Annotated in this window: 18 protein-coding genes and 1 tRNA gene; 4 read left to right on the forward strand and 15 right to left on the reverse strand. The window is 66.8% G+C overall.

The features are described from left to right. Positions 1 to 161 precede the first annotated feature (161 nt). From trxA to LOC60_RS02250, 4 genes are all read right to left on the reverse strand, one after another. The gene (trxA, locus tag LOC60_RS02235; protein WP_146360930.1) at positions 162 to 563 is read right to left on the reverse strand and encodes a thioredoxin; all 402 of its coding nucleotides are present in this window, start codon (positions 561 to 563) and stop codon (positions 162 to 164) included. Positions 564 to 625: 62 nt separating this feature from the next. Next, positions 626 to 1,063, reverse strand: coding sequence for a MarR family winged helix-turn-helix transcriptional regulator (locus tag LOC60_RS02240; RefSeq protein ID WP_230021415.1), 438 nt, complete (start codon positions 1,061 to 1,063; stop codon positions 626 to 628). Between the two features lie 90 nt (positions 1,064 to 1,153). Then, positions 1,154 to 1,235: transfer RNA gene (locus LOC60_RS02245), tRNA-Tyr, on the reverse strand. Between the two features lie 127 nt (positions 1,236 to 1,362). Continuing rightward, positions 1,363 to 1,740, reverse strand: coding sequence for a hypothetical protein (locus tag LOC60_RS02250; protein ID WP_230021424.1), 378 nt, complete (start codon positions 1,738 to 1,740; stop codon positions 1,363 to 1,365). Positions 1,741 to 1,874: 134 nt separating this feature from the next. Here LOC60_RS02250 and LOC60_RS02255 point away from each other — a divergent pair, with 134 nt between their 5' ends. Further along, entirely contained in the window at positions 1,875 to 2,366 is a 492-nt protein-coding gene (locus LOC60_RS02255; RefSeq protein ID WP_146360925.1) for a YajQ family cyclic di-GMP-binding protein, read from the forward strand. Positions 2,367 to 2,442: 76 nt separating this feature from the next. Here LOC60_RS02255 and LOC60_RS02260 read toward each other — a convergent pair whose 3' ends face one another. The 3 genes from LOC60_RS02260 to LOC60_RS02270 form a co-directional block, all read right to left on the reverse strand. Beyond that, positions 2,443 to 3,120, reverse strand: coding sequence for a histidine phosphatase family protein (locus tag LOC60_RS02260; RefSeq protein ID WP_230021426.1), 678 nt, complete (start codon positions 3,118 to 3,120; stop codon positions 2,443 to 2,445). Positions 3,121 to 3,162: 42 nt separating this feature from the next. Further along, complete coding sequence (gene htpX / locus LOC60_RS02265) at positions 3,163 to 4,035, reverse strand: zinc metalloprotease HtpX (RefSeq protein ID WP_230021427.1); 873 nt, start codon at positions 4,033 to 4,035, stop codon at positions 3,163 to 3,165. Between the two features lie 96 nt (positions 4,036 to 4,131). Beyond that, a complete protein-coding gene (locus LOC60_RS02270; RefSeq protein ID WP_230021430.1) occupies positions 4,132 to 5,403 on the reverse strand; it encodes an MFS transporter in 1,272 nt (423 codons plus the stop codon). Positions 5,404 to 5,523: 120 nt separating this feature from the next. Between LOC60_RS02270 and LOC60_RS02275 the strand changes: the two genes are divergently transcribed. After that, positions 5,524 to 6,267, forward strand: coding sequence for an MBL fold metallo-hydrolase (locus LOC60_RS02275; RefSeq protein WP_230021433.1), 744 nt, complete (start codon positions 5,524 to 5,526; stop codon positions 6,265 to 6,267). Here LOC60_RS02275 and LOC60_RS02280 read toward each other — a convergent pair. Then, on the reverse strand, positions 6,264 to 7,013 hold the full coding sequence (locus tag LOC60_RS02280; protein WP_230021435.1) for an esterase/lipase family protein: 750 nt from the start codon (positions 7,011 to 7,013) through the stop codon (positions 6,264 to 6,266). The two genes, LOC60_RS02275 and LOC60_RS02280, sit on opposite strands and share 4 nt — an antisense overlap. Next, entirely contained in the window at positions 7,010 to 7,798 is a 789-nt protein-coding gene (locus LOC60_RS02285) for an alpha/beta fold hydrolase (RefSeq protein ID WP_230021438.1), read from the reverse strand. Before LOC60_RS02285 ends, LOC60_RS02280 begins: the two co-directional genes overlap by 4 nt. A 113-nt stretch (positions 7,799 to 7,911) precedes the next feature. Here LOC60_RS02285 and LOC60_RS02290 point away from each other — a divergent pair, with 113 nt between their 5' ends. Both LOC60_RS02290 and LOC60_RS02295 read left to right on the forward strand, forming a co-directional pair. Further along, positions 7,912 to 8,364: a Fur family transcriptional regulator gene (locus tag LOC60_RS02290; RefSeq protein ID WP_230021440.1), complete on the forward strand. Its 453-nt coding sequence runs from the start codon at positions 7,912 to 7,914 to the stop codon at positions 8,362 to 8,364. A gap of 51 nt (positions 8,365 to 8,415) precedes the next feature. Next, positions 8,416 to 9,906: a catalase gene (locus LOC60_RS02295; RefSeq protein ID WP_230021442.1), complete on the forward strand. Its 1,491-nt coding sequence runs from the start codon at positions 8,416 to 8,418 to the stop codon at positions 9,904 to 9,906. 229 nt (positions 9,907 to 10,135) lie between these two features. Here LOC60_RS02295 and LOC60_RS02300 read toward each other — a convergent pair whose 3' ends face one another. From LOC60_RS02300 to LOC60_RS02325, 6 genes are read right to left on the reverse strand one after another with little or no spacing between them, the layout of a single operon-like run. Next, positions 10,136 to 10,984 (reverse strand): prenyltransferase, encoded by an 849-nt coding sequence (locus LOC60_RS02300; RefSeq protein ID WP_230022802.1) that lies wholly within the window; start codon positions 10,982 to 10,984, stop codon positions 10,136 to 10,138. Between the two features lie 35 nt (positions 10,985 to 11,019). After that, positions 11,020 to 11,370 carry a lycopene cyclase domain-containing protein gene (locus tag LOC60_RS02305; protein ID WP_331460766.1) on the reverse strand — a complete coding sequence of 117 codons (351 nt, stop codon included), beginning with the start codon at positions 11,368 to 11,370 and terminating at the stop codon, positions 11,020 to 11,022. After that, positions 11,367 to 11,786: a lycopene cyclase domain-containing protein gene (locus LOC60_RS02310; RefSeq protein ID WP_230021444.1), complete on the reverse strand. Its 420-nt coding sequence runs from the start codon at positions 11,784 to 11,786 to the stop codon at positions 11,367 to 11,369. The genes LOC60_RS02305 and LOC60_RS02310 overlap by 4 nt, the downstream gene beginning before the upstream one ends. Continuing rightward, complete coding sequence (gene crtI, locus LOC60_RS02315; RefSeq protein ID WP_230022806.1) at positions 11,786 to 13,528, reverse strand: phytoene desaturase family protein; 1,743 nt, start codon at positions 13,526 to 13,528, stop codon at positions 11,786 to 11,788. The genes LOC60_RS02310 and crtI overlap by 1 nt, the downstream gene beginning before the upstream one ends. A 2-nt stretch (positions 13,529 to 13,530) precedes the next feature. Beyond that, complete coding sequence (locus LOC60_RS02320; RefSeq protein WP_230021446.1) at positions 13,531 to 14,466, reverse strand: phytoene/squalene synthase family protein; 936 nt, start codon at positions 14,464 to 14,466, stop codon at positions 13,531 to 13,533. A 3-nt stretch (positions 14,467 to 14,469) separates the two neighbouring features. Next, on the reverse strand, positions 14,470 to 15,537 hold the full coding sequence (locus LOC60_RS02325; protein WP_230021448.1) for a polyprenyl synthetase family protein: 1,068 nt from the start codon (positions 15,535 to 15,537) through the stop codon (positions 14,470 to 14,472). Between the last annotated feature and the right edge of the window lie 34 nt (positions 15,538 to 15,571).

The raw sequence follows: 15,571 nt of genomic DNA on the forward strand, positions 1-15,571 counted from the left end.
CCGTAGGTGCTCCCCCGTGCGGTTCGCCCTGTGGAAGCGAGGTTACAACGGGCGCTGTGGAGACGGTAGACAGTAGCGGACCGGATTTCAACGAGAGGTCCAGCGGTTAACGCAGTCAGGGAGGCGTCCTCTCGGACGCCTCCCTGACGGAATCGGTGGGGCTAGGCCTGCTTGGCCTGGCCGTTGGAACCTGCTGCTGCCTCGCGCTCCTGCGCGGCGATCTGCTCGTGCACGGCCTTCATGTCCAGGCCCTTCACTGCTTCGACCAGTTCGCTGAACTGGCTGGCGTTGAGGGCACCGGGCTGGGAGAACACCAGCACCTTTTCGCGGAAAGCCATGAGGGTGGGGATGGAGGTGATGCCGGCGGCAGCTGCCAGGCCCTGCTCGGCCTCGGTGTCCACCTTGGCAAAGGTAATGTCGTCGTGCTGCTGCGAAACGGAGTCATACACGGGTGCAAACTGCTTGCAGGGACCGCACCAGTCCGCCCAGAAGTCCACGAAGACTATGTCATTTTCCTCGATGGTCTCGGGGAACGTTGCTTCGGTGATGTCAATAGTAGCCATAGGTCAACGCTAACCGGGCCTGCCGGCATTGTCTGTAGCTGTTCGCTGACCGGTGAAGCCCCTCAGGCGCCGGGCAGTTTCGTGAGCCGGCGGATGACGGGCAGTGCCGCCGACAATGCAGCCCGCTCCTCGCTGCTCAACTGCTCCAGCAGGGCCGCCATCAGTGCGGTCCTGCTGTCGTTGGCTTCCTCAAGCGATGTGGACCCCTGCGGCGTGAGGGTCACCCGGACACCGCGGGAATCATGGGGATCCGGGCTCCGCTTCAGCAGGCCTGCCCCTTCGAGCCGGATGATCTGCTCGGTGGCGCTGGGGACCTTCACCCCGAGGTTGCGTGCAATCTCGCTTACGCGCATCCCCTCACCGGCAGCCATCTTCATGATGCTGACCTGCGTGGCGCTGAGGTTGGTATCCGCGTCCATGTTGCGGGCAATGTACAGGGCCAGCCGGAGGGACTCTCGGAATTCCTCGGCGAGGTCGTCCAGGGCGGGATCGCTACTCATATTTAGGGAGCCTAATATCTAGTGGTCCGGAGCGCAAGGGTCCGGAGCCGGAAAAACCCGCCCTCACCTAGGTGAGGACGGGTTTGTCGGTGGCAGATACTGGATTCGAACCAGTGAAGGCGTTGCCAGCTGATTTACAGTCAGCCCCCTTTGGCCGCTCGGGTAATCTGCCGAGCGTCTTCAAGTGAAGACGTTGTCCGCAGCAGCTGCGGACAAGACAACTTTACCGAAGATTTTCCAAAGTTACGAATCGGGCCTCAAACAGGGTCCGGCAGGACCCTTTTCGGCCCTCACCGCCGCTACAGTCCCCGCACAATCCGACCTTCCAGCTGTGCATAGAACCGATCCGCCTGGGCCTGTGTCACCGAGCCCCAGGCGACGGCGTTCCCCAGGTCGCTGCGGATCCCGGCGAGCCGTTCGCGTGCGTCCTTGTCGACGTCGGCGGCCGGTGCCTTGCACTCGGCCGGGGATGAAACCGGAGACGAAACCGGGGACGACACCGGGGACGACACGGGGCAGATAGCTGCCCGGGCCGGCGCGGCACCAATAACGCCGAGCCCGGCAGCGGAAGCCGCTGCAAGGATGGAACCGGCCGCAGCGGTACGGAGGCGCAGAACTGCGGGACGGCGGGAGGACGGGCGGGACGGGCGCGAAGCGGCACCGGAATTGTTTTCCACCCCCTCACCCTTCCCCGCCTCAATGGGACAACGCCGGGGGTTTGCTGTGTGGCTGCTGGGAGCGGGGCGCCATCCGGGCGCGGACCTACTACGCTAAGTAGCAGGAAAAGTCACCAACTTAGAGGAGTCCCGAAATGGCCAGCGAGTCCACGTTCGACGTCGTCAGCAAGATCGATAAGCAGGAAGTGGCCAACGCGCTGAACCAGGCGCAGAAGGAAATCGTCCAGCGTTACGACTTCAAGGGCGTCGGCGCGGAGGTGGACTTCAGCGGCGAGAAGATCCTAATGAAGGCCAACTCCGAGGACCGGGTGAAGGCAGTACTGGATGTCCTGCAGTCCAAGCTGGTCAAGCGCGGCATCTCCCTGAAGTCCCTGGATGCCGGGGAGCCGTTCGCTTCGGGCAAGGAATACCGGATCGAAGCCTCCATGAAGGAGGGCATCGCCCAGGACCAGGCGAAGAAGATCAACAAGCTGATCCGCGACGAAGGCCCCAAGGGCGTCAAGTCCCAGATCCAGGGCGACGAGCTGCGGGTCAGCTCCAAGTCCCGCGACGATCTCCAGGCCACCATGGCCTTGCTCAAGGGCGCGGACCTCGAGGTTGACCTGCAGTTCATCAACTTCCGCTAAGCCACGGCAGAGCACTTACGACGGCGCCTCCCCGCAGCGGGGACGGCGCCGTTGGTGTTTTACTGCAGCACGTCGCCTAGAGCGCGACGTCGTCCGCGGCCGGACCGTCGTCGCCGTAGTCCTTGAGCTCCCCGCCGCCCACGGCCTCGCCCATCCACGTCAGCAGCTGCCAGGGGCCGAGGCCGCCGCCGGGCAGCTCCTCCGCTTCCAGCACGGCAACACCGGTGTTACTCAGTGCGTTCGTGACAATAAAGTCCGGCCCCACATTCTCGGCCCGCGCAGTGGCCCAGGCCCGGATGATGGCGCCGTGGCTGAAGATTGCCGGGGACTTCAGCCCTGCGGCGGCCAGGTCCCCGATGACGGCGTCAAAACGGCCCAGTGTCTCCGCACCGTCGGGCCCGCCGGGCATCCGGACGGCGGTGTCGCCGGAAACCCAGCGGTAAACCGTCTTGAGGTAGGCAATGATCGCGTCCCGGTCGTTTCGCATCTCCAGCTCACCGGCGGACACTTCCCGCAGCCCGTCCCGGATCTGTACCGGCAGGCCGAGCGAGGCAGCCAGGGGTGCTGCGGTGAGCTGGGTGCGGACGAGGTTGGAGGCAAAAATCCCGTCGATGGGTTCGTGGCCCAGGGCTTCGGGCAGCGACGCCGCCTGTTCCCTTCCCAGCTCCGTCAGCCCCGGGCCGGGAACAGCGGTGTCGAGGAAATGCTCCACATTGGAGGGGGTCTGACCGTGGCGGATGAGTATCAGGCGCATGTTCGAAGCCTACTTTGTCACCGGGGGCCGGTCAGGTTCCGGCTAGACGTCCAGTGCACGGCCGGCCATGCGCTCCAGCCGCTGGATGCGGTCCGCCATGGGCGGGTGGGTGGCCAGCAGGCCGCGCACGCCGGCGCGGAACGGGTTGGCAATCATCAGATGCGAGGTGTTCGCCAGCTTCTGGTCATTGGCCGGCAGCGGCGCGCGCTGCGTTCCGGTTTCCAGCTTGCGCAGGGCGGAAGCGAGCGCCAGCGGGTCATTCGTCAGCTTCGCGCCGTCTTCGTCGGCGTCGTACTCGCGGGTCCGGCCAATTGCCATCTGGATCAGCGAAGCGGCCAGCGGTGCCAGGACCGCCATGGCGATCATGGCCAGCGGGTTGGCGTTGCGCCGGTCGCCGCCGCCGAAGAAGAGCAGGAACTGTCCCAGCGAGGTAATCACGCCGGCAATGGCGGCGGCCACCGACGAGGTGAGGATGTCGCGGTTGTACACGTGCATCAGCTCATGGCCGAGCACGCCGCGCAGTTCACGCTCGTTCAGCAGCGCCAGGATGCCCTGCGTGCAGCACACCGCCGCATGCTGCGGGTTGCGGCCGGTGGCGAAGGCGTTGGGCGCCATGGTAGGCGATACGTAGAGCCGCGGCATGGGCTCGCCGGCCTGCAGCGAAAGCTCGCGGACAATGCGGTACATCTCGGGGGCCTGCGCCTCGGTAACCGGCACGGCGCGCATTGCCCTGATGGCGAGCTTGTCGCTGTTCCAGTAACTGTAGGCAGTGGTGGCAAGGCCGATCACGAGGAAGACCCAGATAAACGCCGGGCTTCCGGTTCCGCTTGAAAGCAGGGCCCCGATTCCCAGCAGCACGGCGAAAAGCACGCCGAAGAGGGCTGCGGTCTTGAGGCCGTTGAAATGTCGGTGCACGGGTACAAGGTCCTTTCACACGGGCCCCTTAGGGCAGTTCGAATCCATATACTTCAACGTTTAACTCCGCAGGACTGTTCCGGATTCCGCGGCGGCTCAGGGCTCGGGATGCTGGGCGTCGTACCGGGCGAACCGTGGCTGGGTGCGTGCCAGCACCGCAACCAGGGCCAGGCAGATCAGTCCGCCAAACACTGCCGCCCACCCCTCCCCGACCAGGGAGGCGTCCATGCCCGCCACCAGGTCCCCCAGCCGCGGCCCGCCTGCCACCACCACCACGAACACACCCTGCAGCCTGCCGCGCATGGCATCGGGGGTGGCGGACTGCAGGATGGTGGACCGGAAGACGCCGCTGATGGAATCGGCAATCCCGGCGCAGGCCATCGCCGCGGCCGCCGGGATCAGCCACCGGGACGGGACCGCGCCGTCGTTGTGTCCGGCCAGGACCACCACGACGCCGAATGCCGTCACCGACAGCCCCCAGGCGGCAACGGACCAGAGCACCGCCAGGCCCTGTCGGCGCACCAGCCCGAGCGGCCCGGAAAACAGCCCGGCGAGGAAGGCACCCACGGCGGTGGCCGCCAGCAGCACACCCACCGTGGTCGCGCCGCCGCCGAGCATCAGCGCCCCGATGGCCGGAAGCAGCGCACGCGGCTGGGCAAACACCATGGCGCACAGGTCCACCACAAAGGTCATGCGGATATTGGGCCGGGTGCCCAGGAACCGGAATCCCTCCAGCACGGACCCCAGCCCGGCCTTCTGCACCTTGCCCACCGGCGGCATGGGTGCCAGCCGGTACAGCGCCCACATGGCGGCAGTGAAGGTAACCACGTCGATGGTGTAGGTCCACCCGTAGCCCACCCGGGCCACCAGCACCCCGGCCAGCAGCGGCCCCGCAGTCATGGCCAGGCCGAAGGTCATCATGCTCAGCGCATTGGCGGCAGGCAGCAGCTCGGGGCGGACCAGGCGGGGAATGATGGCGCTGCGCGCCGGCTGGTTCAGCCCGCCCGCGCCGGCGTTGACTGCCACGAGGAAGTACAGCAGCCAGACGTTGCCCACCCCGGCCCAGGCCTGGGCTGCTATCCCGATGGTGCTCAGCCAAAGCAGTCCCGACGAGAACAGTGCCACCTTGCGCCTGTCGTACGCGTCCACCACGGATCCGCCGTACAGTCCGGCCAGGACCAGCGGAACCAGGCCTACCAGGCCCAGCAGCCCGACATTGAAACTCGACTCCGTCAGTTCGTAGACTTCCAGGCTGACCGCCACGAGAGTGAGCTGCGTGCCGACGGCGGAGAGCGCCGTTCCGGTCCAGAGCCGGCGGAATTCGGGGCTTTCGCGCAGTGGGGTGAGGTCAGCGAGCAGTCTTGGCACCAGAGCAGTCTAGGGTCCCGCCGGCTCGGATCCGGGCCGCCACACGCGCACGGCAATAGAAAGCATGCTTAGGATGGGACGATATCGATTCGCCCGCATCCCGCCGAAGGAGTAGCCGCCGTGTTTACCCGCAACGTTGCCGATGGAATCCACCGCCTTGAGCATGCCCATGTGAACGTTTACCTGGTCGAGGACGACGACGGTGTGGCAGTGATCGACGCCGGCCTGCCGGGGATGTGGCCGCACCTGACCGGCGCGCTGGACGAGCTGGGCTACGGCCCCGGCGATATCCGTGCCCTGGTGCTCACGCATGCGCATTTCGACCATGTGGGAACTGCTGCCCGGCTGCGGCAGGAGTACCGCACGCCCATTCTGGTGCACACCGCCGACCGGTACATTGCCGCACACCCCTACCGCTACCGGCACGAGACCAACCGGTTCCTGTATCCGCTGCGCTATCCCAAGTCGGTCCCCGTCCTGGGCGCAATGACCCTCGCCGGAGCGCTGAACGTGCGCGGAGTGACCGATGTGCACAGCCTGACCACGGATTCCGGCGACGCCCTGCCGGGCAGGCCGCGGATCCTGTACACGCCCGGACATACCGCCGGGCACGTGGCGCTGCACTATCCGGACCGCGGCACCCTCATCAGCGGCGACTCCCTGGTTACCCTCGATCCCTACACCGGCGCCAAAGGACCGCAGATCGTTTCCGGTGCGGCCACGGCCGACAGCACCCAGGCGCTCGCCTCGCTGTCCCTGCTGGCCGAGGCCAACGCGCCGTTGCTGCTCACCGGCCACGGGGAGCCGTGGCGGGACGGTTCGGCAGCTGCCGTGGAACAGGCGCTTGCCCGCGGGGCTTCCTAGGCTGTCCCGCCCCGGGGCCCGGCGTCGTCGAGTTCCTGCTCCAGCACGTCGAGCAGCCGGGAGTCACCGATGGGTCGGAAGTGGCCCATGCTCTGCAGCTGGATGTTCCGCGCTCCGGCCAGGTGGCTTCCGGCCGGAATATGCGGGTCAAAGCTGCTGTAGACGGAGGTGATCCGGGCGTTTACGTCCTCGTTGCGCAGCAGCCGGCGCAGGAACGGGTCCCGCGGTGAGAAGGCACGGATCGAGGCGAGCGGAAACAGGTTGGCATAGACCGAGCCGGAGAAGGGCGTGTTGACGGCAATCATGCGGTCCACCCGCGCCCCGCCGTCCGGCAGGGTCATCAGGTGCTTGCCGATCAGGCCGCCCTTGCTGTGCGCCAGCACCAGGACGCCCTGCAGGTTCTGTTCCTGAAGATAGCGTTCCACCAGCACGGCCATGTCCTTGACCGCACCCCGGTTGTAGCCCAGCGGGGCCACGGTGTGCACCGGATGTCCGCGCTCGTAAAGGTAATCGGCCAGCGGACGCAGGAACTGCCAGTTCTCGTAGACGCCGGGGATCAGCACCACCGGAGCCCGCACCTCGCCTTCCGGATGCAGGTACGCCGCAGGGTCCCGCCGGAAGACGAAACCGTGCACCTGCCAGTACGCCACGTAGAGATAGTCCGAGGCCCAGCCCCGCCCCTGGCGCGCCCACCGGAAGATCCGCCCCTGCCTGCGCGGACGGACCCCCGGGCGTGGAGAGGTCACTGGACAGCGGCCGCCGTGCGCAGCAGGGCAGCGGTTTCCTTGGGACGGGTGTACATCATCACGTGCGGCTGTCCGGGGATTTCCGCCGTCACCGCACCGGGGCGGGCAAGAGCCAGACGGGCCAGCCAGTCGGCACGGACCACCGGATCCTTGCCGCCGCGGACCAGCAGGACCGGCGGCTTCACCTCTCCGATCCGTTCCTCGAGCCGGTGGCGGATCATCACGGGCAGCGTGGACAGGTACCAGCGGGGGCCGGCACGCAGGTAATCGGTAACCAGGATGTAGTTGACCGCCGGCGGTTCGCCCAGGCAGTCCTGCAGCAGCCGCAGCGCCTGCAGCGGGGCCGAGCGCTCGGCGTCGTTGATGGTTGGTCCCAGCAGGACCACTGAGGAGGCAGCCTTCGGGGCGGCGAGCGCCATTTCCACCACCACCTGGCAGCCCATGGAGTGACCCACCCACTGCGCCCCGTGAATCCCGGCGGCATCGAGGGCCTGCACGGCGATACGCCCGAAATCCTCCATCTGCAGCTGAGTGCGCGGTTTCTTGGTGGTGCCGAACCCGGGAAGTTCCAGCGTGTGCACAATCGAGGTGCGCGCCAGTTCCCAGATCAGCGGGCCGTAGTACCGCTCCGAAGCGCCGATCCCGTGCACCAGGACCACCTCGCTGCGGTTCTGCGGCCAGTCGGGCGTTCCGGCGTCGTCAAAGCGCCGGTAGGTGCGGATATCCACCTGCGCGTCCCCTACCGTTATCCGCTGGTATCCGGTTCGAACTTCTGCTGCCGGCACTGTGCCTCCGCTTGGTGTTCCGATAAGTCGATCTAGGCCCAGCGTACCCGGGGCGCGGACAAGTTAGGCGATCCTTATTATGAATAACTCAGAATAAGAATAGGATGATGAACATGACCGGAACAGCAGCACCAGAGGAGGCCACCGCCAGGTGGACCGCTGAACTGCGCACCCACGGCCGCCGGGTCACCAAACAGCGGCTGGCCGTGCTCCGCGCCGTCGACGCCGCACCGCACTCGGTGGCGGACGACGTCGTTGCCGCCGTCCGCGCAGAGCTCCCGGACATTTCGCTGCAGTCCGTTTATGTTGTCCTGGCGGACCTCACCGAAACCGGCCTGCTGCGGAAGATCGAAACCCCCGACTCTCCGGCCCGGTACGAGACCCGTGTGAATGACAACCACCATCACGCGGTCTGCACCGGCTGCGGACGGATCGAGGACGTGGACTGCGCCGTCGGCCACGCCCCCTGTCTGACCCCCGGAGATACCCACGGCATGACCATCCAGATTGCGGATGTGCTCTACCGGGGGCTCTGCACCGACTGCGCCGCCGCAGCCGCGTCCTAGCCCGCCCCGAACCCCCTAGACCTTTTTGCCAGCACCAGAGAAAGAACAAGTATGTCTAACTTCACCACCACGCAGACCGGTACCCCGGTTGCCAGCGACGCCCATTCGCTGAGCACCGGTGCCGACGGCGCCATTGCCCTTCACGACCGTTACCTGGTCGAGAAGCTGGCGCAGTTCAACCGGGAGCGCATTCCGGAGCGCATCGTGCACGCCAAGGGCGGCGGCGCATTCGGTGAGTTCGTAGTCACCGAGGATGTCTCCAAGTACACGCGTGCCGCTGTTTTCCAGCCCGGCACCGTCACCGAAACCGTCCAGCGGTTCTCCTCCGTTGCCGGTGAAATGGGTTCCCCCGACACCTGGCGCGACGTACGCGGCTTCGCGATGCGTTTCTACACCACCGAGGGCAACTACGACATCGTCGGCAACAACACCCCGGTGTTCTTCATCCGCGACGGCATCAAGTTCCCGGACTTCATCCACTCGCAGAAGCGCCTGCCGGGCTCCGGCCTGCGCGATGCCGACATGCAGTGGGACTTCTGGACCAACTCCCCCGAGTCCGCCCACCAGGTCACGTACCTGATGGGTGACCGCGGCCTGCCGACGTCGTGGCGTGAAATGCCCGGCTTCGGTTCGCACACCTACCAGTGGATCAACGCCGCCGGCGAGCGCTTCTGGGTGAAGTACCACTTCACGTCCAACCAGGGCAACCATGAAATCACCGGTGCCGAGGCTGAAAAGATTGCCGGCGCCGACGCTGACTACTACCGCCGGGACCTGTACGAGGCCATCGAGGCCGGCAACTTCCCGTCCTGGGACCTGCACGTGCAGGTCATGCCGTACGAGGATGCCAAGACGTACCGGTTCAACCCGTTCGACCTGACCAAGGTCTGGCCGCACGCGGACTACCCGCTGATCAAGGTGGGTACCCACACCCTGAACCGCAACCCGGAGAACTTCTTCGCGCAGATCGAACAGGTTGCCCTGTCCCCCGCGAACCTGGTTCCCGGCATCGACGCTAGCCCGGACAAGATGCTGATGGCCCGCATCTTCTCCTACCCGGACGCCCAGCGTTACCGCATCGGCGCCAACTACAACCTGCTGCCGGTCAACGCACCGAAGGCTCCGGTTAACAACTACTCGCAGGACGGCGCCATGCGCTTCTCCTACAACTCCCCGGAAACCCCGGTCTACGCTCCGAACACGCTGGGCGGCCCCGCGGCCGACGCAGCGCTGGCCGGCTCGGGCAGCTGGGAGAACGACGGCGCACTGGTGCGTTCCGCCGCGACCCTGCACTCCGAGGACAGCGACTTCGGCCAGGCCGGCACGCTGTACCGCGAGGTTTACGACGACGCCGCCAAGCAGCGTTTCCTGGAAACCATCACCGGTGCCATCTCCGGTGTGAAGCGTCCGCACATCCGCGAAGCTGCGATCCAGTACTGGACCAACGTTGACGCGGTCCTGGGCGAGAAGCTGCGCCTCTCCCTGGCACAGGGCGAGACCACGGCCAACGAAAAGGCCGAGTTCGTCGGCGTTGCCGAGTAACTTCAGCACCCTTTAGACAGTGCAGCGGCCGGTCCCTTCGGGGGCCGGCCGCTTGTGCGTTCGGGGATGTCCTGCTGCCGGTTGGGGTTTCTGCTGCCGGTTTGGGAAACTGCTGCCACGGCGCACTGCAGCAATCTCCCATACCGGTCGGATTTTCCCAAACCGGAGCAAACCGCGGTCCGCGCCCCGCACCGCCCGCCGCGCCCCTCCACCGCGAGGGATAGGCAGGTTACCGGGACGGCCAGTACCAGATGATCAGCATGGTCACGAGGAAGCCGGTGAGGAAGTTCAGCTTCAGGAACCGTTTCCAACCGGCATTGGCCGCCGCGGAGCCGGCGTCGGTGATCCGCAGGAACGGAACCAGGTTGAGGAGATAGGGCAGGGCCAGCAGGCAGCCCAGGACCGCCGGCCACGGGATGAAGAGCATCAGCAGCCCCGCAGCCAGGTACGCCGCTGCGGCCAGCCACACCACGGGCCGCGCACCCAGCACCGTGGCAATGGAGCCGATGCCGCCCTCCCGGTCCGGGACCACGTCCTGCACCGCGCCGAAGGCCTGGCTCGCCATCCCCCAGAGGAAGAACGCACCCAGCACTGCCCACAGCCCCGGCGTGAAGACCGCGCCGGCCAGGACCAGTCCGTATACGGCGGGACTGACGAAGTGCGTGCTGGACGTCACCGAATCGAGGAAGGGGCGTTCCTTGAACCGCAGCCCGGGGGCGCTGTACGCAATCACCGCAAAGACGCTGACCGCCAGCACCAGCCAGGACAGCGGGCTTCCGAGCAGGACCAGGGCGAGCAGGAAAGGCACATTCGTAATGGCCGCCGCCCATAGCGTGGTGCGGTGGAAGCCGCGGTCCAATACGGCTCCTTCCACTCCCCCTTTGCGTGGATTATGCAGATCCGACTCGTAGTCGAAAACGTCATTGATGCCGTACATCGCCAGGTTGTAGGGAACCAGGAAGTAGAGGGTTCCGATCACCCAGGCCAGGTCAATCCGGCCGGTGGTGAGCAGGTATGCCGCAGCGAACGGATAGGCGGTGTTGACCCAGGAAAGGGGCCGCGAGGACACCAGCAGCATCCGCAGGGTGCCCCTTGTTCCGGTGGCGGCGGGGTTCACGGCTGCTCCTTGGGGTTCGGTTTCGGACGTACGGGACCGGGGCCGGGGGCGCGTCCGGGCAGCAGTACCCAGAGCGCGGGAAGCAGCAGGACGGCCGCCAGCGGGTACGCAAAGTCCTCCAGCGGAGCGGCGCCGGCAAAGGCTCCGGAAATACGGTCCTCGTTGTACCAGAAGAGGCCCACGCGGATCATGAGATTGTCGAAGACCGCTGTCAGTGCCAGCAGGACGACGGCGGTAACGGCTGCCGCGGCCGCAAAGTGCTGCGGGCGGTTCCGGCGCAGCAGGACCGTTGCGCAGGACAGCGCCGCGGGGACGAGGAAGAAGGCATTGAGGGTCCAGTAGGTCACTGCTGCGTCCTCTCCGCCGGCCTGCTCCCCGCGGGCGGCCCGCCGGCACGGTTCTCGGCTCGGCTCCCATTTCGGCTTCCGGCCCGGCTCCCGGCCCGGCCGGTGAATCTGCCGGCGATTAGACGCACCAGGCCGAAGACCACCATGGTCAGGTAACAAAGGAAGGCCAGGAAAAAGATCTCCTCCACCGGCAGGTGCGGTGCCAGGGTCAGGCCCAGCATGAACGGAGTCTCTCCCCTGTAGAAGATGTCGGAACCGATGCCGGCCAGGTCCCAGCCGGTGAAGAACGCCACCCCTACCGCCAGCACTACGGCGGCCCGCCGTGCGTCGGCAAAGAAGAACAGCCGGAACCGGTGGTCCAGCAGCGCCATGCAGCCCAGGGACAACAGCAGGAAAAGCAGGTAGAGGATCCCCATCACGCTTCCGTCCCGCCGGAAGGCGAACCGGCGGAGGATGTCTCGTCGGAAGGCATCCCGGCGGAAGGCGAACCGGCCGGCTGCCATCCGGAGGAAGCCGGGCCGGCCGGCCACGACGCTCCTCCCTGTGCCGACCACGGCGCGGGCTCCGGCAGCGCCTCGGTACCGGTGTCTCCGCGCAGCCGCTTGAGCACGAGCTCCGCGCTGATCAGGCACATGGGAAGGCCGATGCCCGGCAGCGTGGACCCGCCGGCGTACAGCAGTCCCTCCACTTTCCTGCTGGCGTTCGTTCCGCGGAAGAATGCGCTTTGCTTGAGGATGTGTGCCGGCCCCAGCAGGGTTCCCCGCCAGGAGTTAAGGTCGGTGACAAAGTCCTGCGGCCCTACGGTACGGCGGATAATGATGCGTTCGGCCAGATCCGGAATACCTGCCCAGGACGAGAGCTGGGCAATGACGGCGTCGGCCATTTTCTCGATCTGCGGATCCCCGGCACCGTCAATCCCTCCGGCTCCCAGCGACGGGTCCGACGGCACCGGCACGAGCACGAACAGGTTTTCGTGTCCGTCCGGTGCGGCGCCGGGGTCCGTGGCGCTCGGACGGCAGACGTACAGGGAGGCCGGATCCGGGACGGAGGTGTCCGTGCCGAAGATTTTCTCGAAGTTGGCTTCCCAGTCCCGGGTAAACAGCAGGGTGTGGTGTTCCAGCTGCGGCAGCTTCCCCTGCACCCCCAGATGCAGCAGCAGCCCTCCGGGGCCGGGGACGCGGTGCTCCCAGTAGCTCTCCGGATAGGTCTGCAGCCTCTCGGGCAGGAGTACGGTCTCGGTGTGGTGCAGGTCCGCCGCCGAAACCACCAGGTCCGCGTCCAGCGACATCTGCGTTCCCTCGGCGTCGCGGTAGTCCACTCCCACGGCACGCGGCCTGCGGCGGCGGAAGGGGTTTCGGCCCCGCCCCGGGCCGGAGCCGGACGGCGCGGACGTGCGGATCCGGGTGACCTCGGCACCGGTGATCACCCGGGTGCCTTCGGCCCTCGCCAGATCCGAGATCACCGAAACTATCCGGTGGAAGCCGCCCAACGGATAAAGCACCCCGTCGGCCAGGTCCAGCCGGCTCATCAGGTGGTACATGCTTGGGGTGGTGAAGGGTGAGGAGCCCAGGAAGACGGCCGGGTAACCCAGGATTTGCCGGATCCGCGGGTCCGTGAAACGCCGGGCAACAAAGCTGCTCAGGGGTTCCAGCAACAGCCGGGCGAGCCGGGGGCCGCTGCGCAGGACATCCGGGCGCAGCAGCGGCAGGAATGAGGCGAACGTTGAATACAGGAAACGCTTCCTGGCCATCCCGTAGACCTCTTCGGCGGACTCAAGGTACTCCTCGAGCCGGGCTCCGGCCCCGGGTTCCAGCGATTCAAACAGTGCCACGTTCCCTTCCCGGGTGCCGGCCACGTCCACCGCTCCGGGGACGTCTTCGAAGAGCACCCGGTAGCCCGGATCCAGCCGGACCAGCTCCAGCTGTTCGGCGGCCGAGGTGCCCAACAGCCGGAAGAAGTGGTCAAAGACCTCCGGCATCAGGTACCAGGACGGTCCGGTGTCAAAGCGGAATCCTCCGGTTTCCCAGCTGCCCGCACGGCCTCCGGTCTCCGGCTGCTTCTCCAGGACCGTGACTTCCAGGCCTTCCCGGGCCAGCAGTGCCGCGGTGGCCAGTCCGGTGATCCCGCCGCCGATCACGACGGCGGTGCGCGGACGCATGCTCATGGTTGCCTTTCGTTTCCCGCGGCATCGGGAGATTGGTTGTGAACGCGGGGACCGGAGGGACTTGCTACCCGGCGGGTCAGCACCGCACGGGCGGCGATGCGGACCTTCACCGGGTTGGGGACGCGTACCCGGGTGGTACGCAGCTGCTCCGCGGGGGTACTGCGGAGCCTGCGGGCCAGTTCACTGAACAGGTCCTGGGCCAGCGCGACGGCGGCCCTGCAGTTTGCCGGCAGCTGCGCCACGGCCGCCCCCGAGACCAGCAGGTCCGCGTCGATGCCGTCCAGGATCCGGTGCTTATCCGCCTCGGTGAAGGCCTCCACGGTGACACCGGGAAAATAGCTGCGTCCCAGGGCCTCGAAGTCCTGGGCGAGGTCGCGCAGGAAGTTGACCTTCTGGAATGCCGCCCCCAGCCGCTGGGCGCCTTCGCGCAGTTGCTTGGCCGCGTCGTCGGGCACCTGCACTTCATCGAGGAAGCACTGCAGGCACATCAGCCCGATCACCTCGGCGGAACCGTAGACGTACTCGTTGAAGCTGTGGTCGGTGTGTTCCGCCTGTTCCAGGTCCTCCCGCATCGACGCGAAGAACGGCTTGGTGAGATCCGTTCCGATTCCGGTTTCCCTCGCCGTCAGCGCAAAGGCATGGACCACCAGGTTGACGCTGTAGCCGGTGCGCAGGGCACGTTCCGTGTCCGTTTCCAACTCGTCCAGCAGCCCGCCGATCTCCCTGCGGGACACCAGGGCCGCTGCCGCCACGCCGTCGACAATCTCGTCCGCCAGCCGGACCAGCGCGTAGATGGTCTCAATCTGCATCCGGGTCCGGGCCGGCAGCAGCCGGGATGCGAGCCCGAACGACGTCGAATAGGACCGGATCAGCACGGCTGAGGCCTGCCGCGCGACGGTGTTGTAGAGGCCGAGGCCCTGCTGTGCTGCCACAGGCTACCGTCCCCGGTTCACGGCGTCGTCGGTCACTGCGGACAGTGCGGCACGCAGGGACGGCGGTATGGCGGGGTACTGCAGGTGCTGCCGGGACCGCTCGGCGTATTCCAGGACCAGGCCCCGCGCGTAGTTCCGGGCTCCGCAGCTATTCAGCAGTTCCCGTGCCCGGGCTGCATCCGGCCCGGTCAGGGCAGGGCTGCCCAGCAGCGCCGAAAGCTCTTCCCATTCAGGGGTTCCCGCCGCATAGGAGACCAGGGCGGTGCGCTTCCCCTCCCGCAGGTCCGAGAAGCTGGACTTGCCCGTTGTGCTTTCGGTGCCGAAAACGCCGAGGAGGTCGTCCACCACTTGGTAGGCAATCCCGATGTCCCGGCCGTAGAGACCCAGGACGTCGACGACGTCGTCCGGTGCCCCCGCCAGCACCGCGCCTGCCTGCAGCGGGGCCTCGAAGGAGTAGACAGCGGTCTTGAGGCGTTCCATCTGCAGGACTTCGTCGATGGGCGGGGCGCCTGGCTGGAAGGACAGATCCACGTCGATCAGTTCGCCGCCGGCGGAGGCAAATACTGCTTCGTCGAGGATGTCGGCCAGGCGCAGCCGCACCTCGGCACCTACCGCTACGCGGTCCAGCAGGCGGAAGGCTCCGGCCAGCGCGAGGTCCCCGGCAATCACCCCCGCGGACAGTCCCCGGTGCCGTGCTGCGCGTTCTTCGACGCCGGCAGCGGCCGCCAGCCCGCGGTAGATGCCGGAGACGTTTTCCTGGCCGCGCCGGGTGAAATCGAGGTCAATGACGTCATCATGGATGATCAGCGCCGTGTGCAGCAGTTCAAAGGCTGCACCAACACGGGCGGCGGCGTCGCGGTCCGTGCCCCCGAGGCTGAGGTAGGACGTCAGGAGGATCCGCGGCCGTAACCGTTTGCCTCCTGCCGCGGCGTTTTCCAGGATCTGCCAGAGGGACAGGTACGCCGGGCCCAGCTTCGCCGCCCGGTCCTTGGCTTGTTCGAAGAACTGCCGCAGGACGGTCTCGACCTGGTCCTCCCCGGCAGCCAGGTCGAGCGGGGGGTGCGTTTCCATAGGTAAAGTAAACACGTATGGGACAAGGGGAAGA

This window comes from Arthrobacter sp. zg-Y769 (assembly GCF_020907405.1).
Classification (GTDB): Bacteria; Actinomycetota; Actinomycetes; order Actinomycetales; family Micrococcaceae; genus Arthrobacter_B.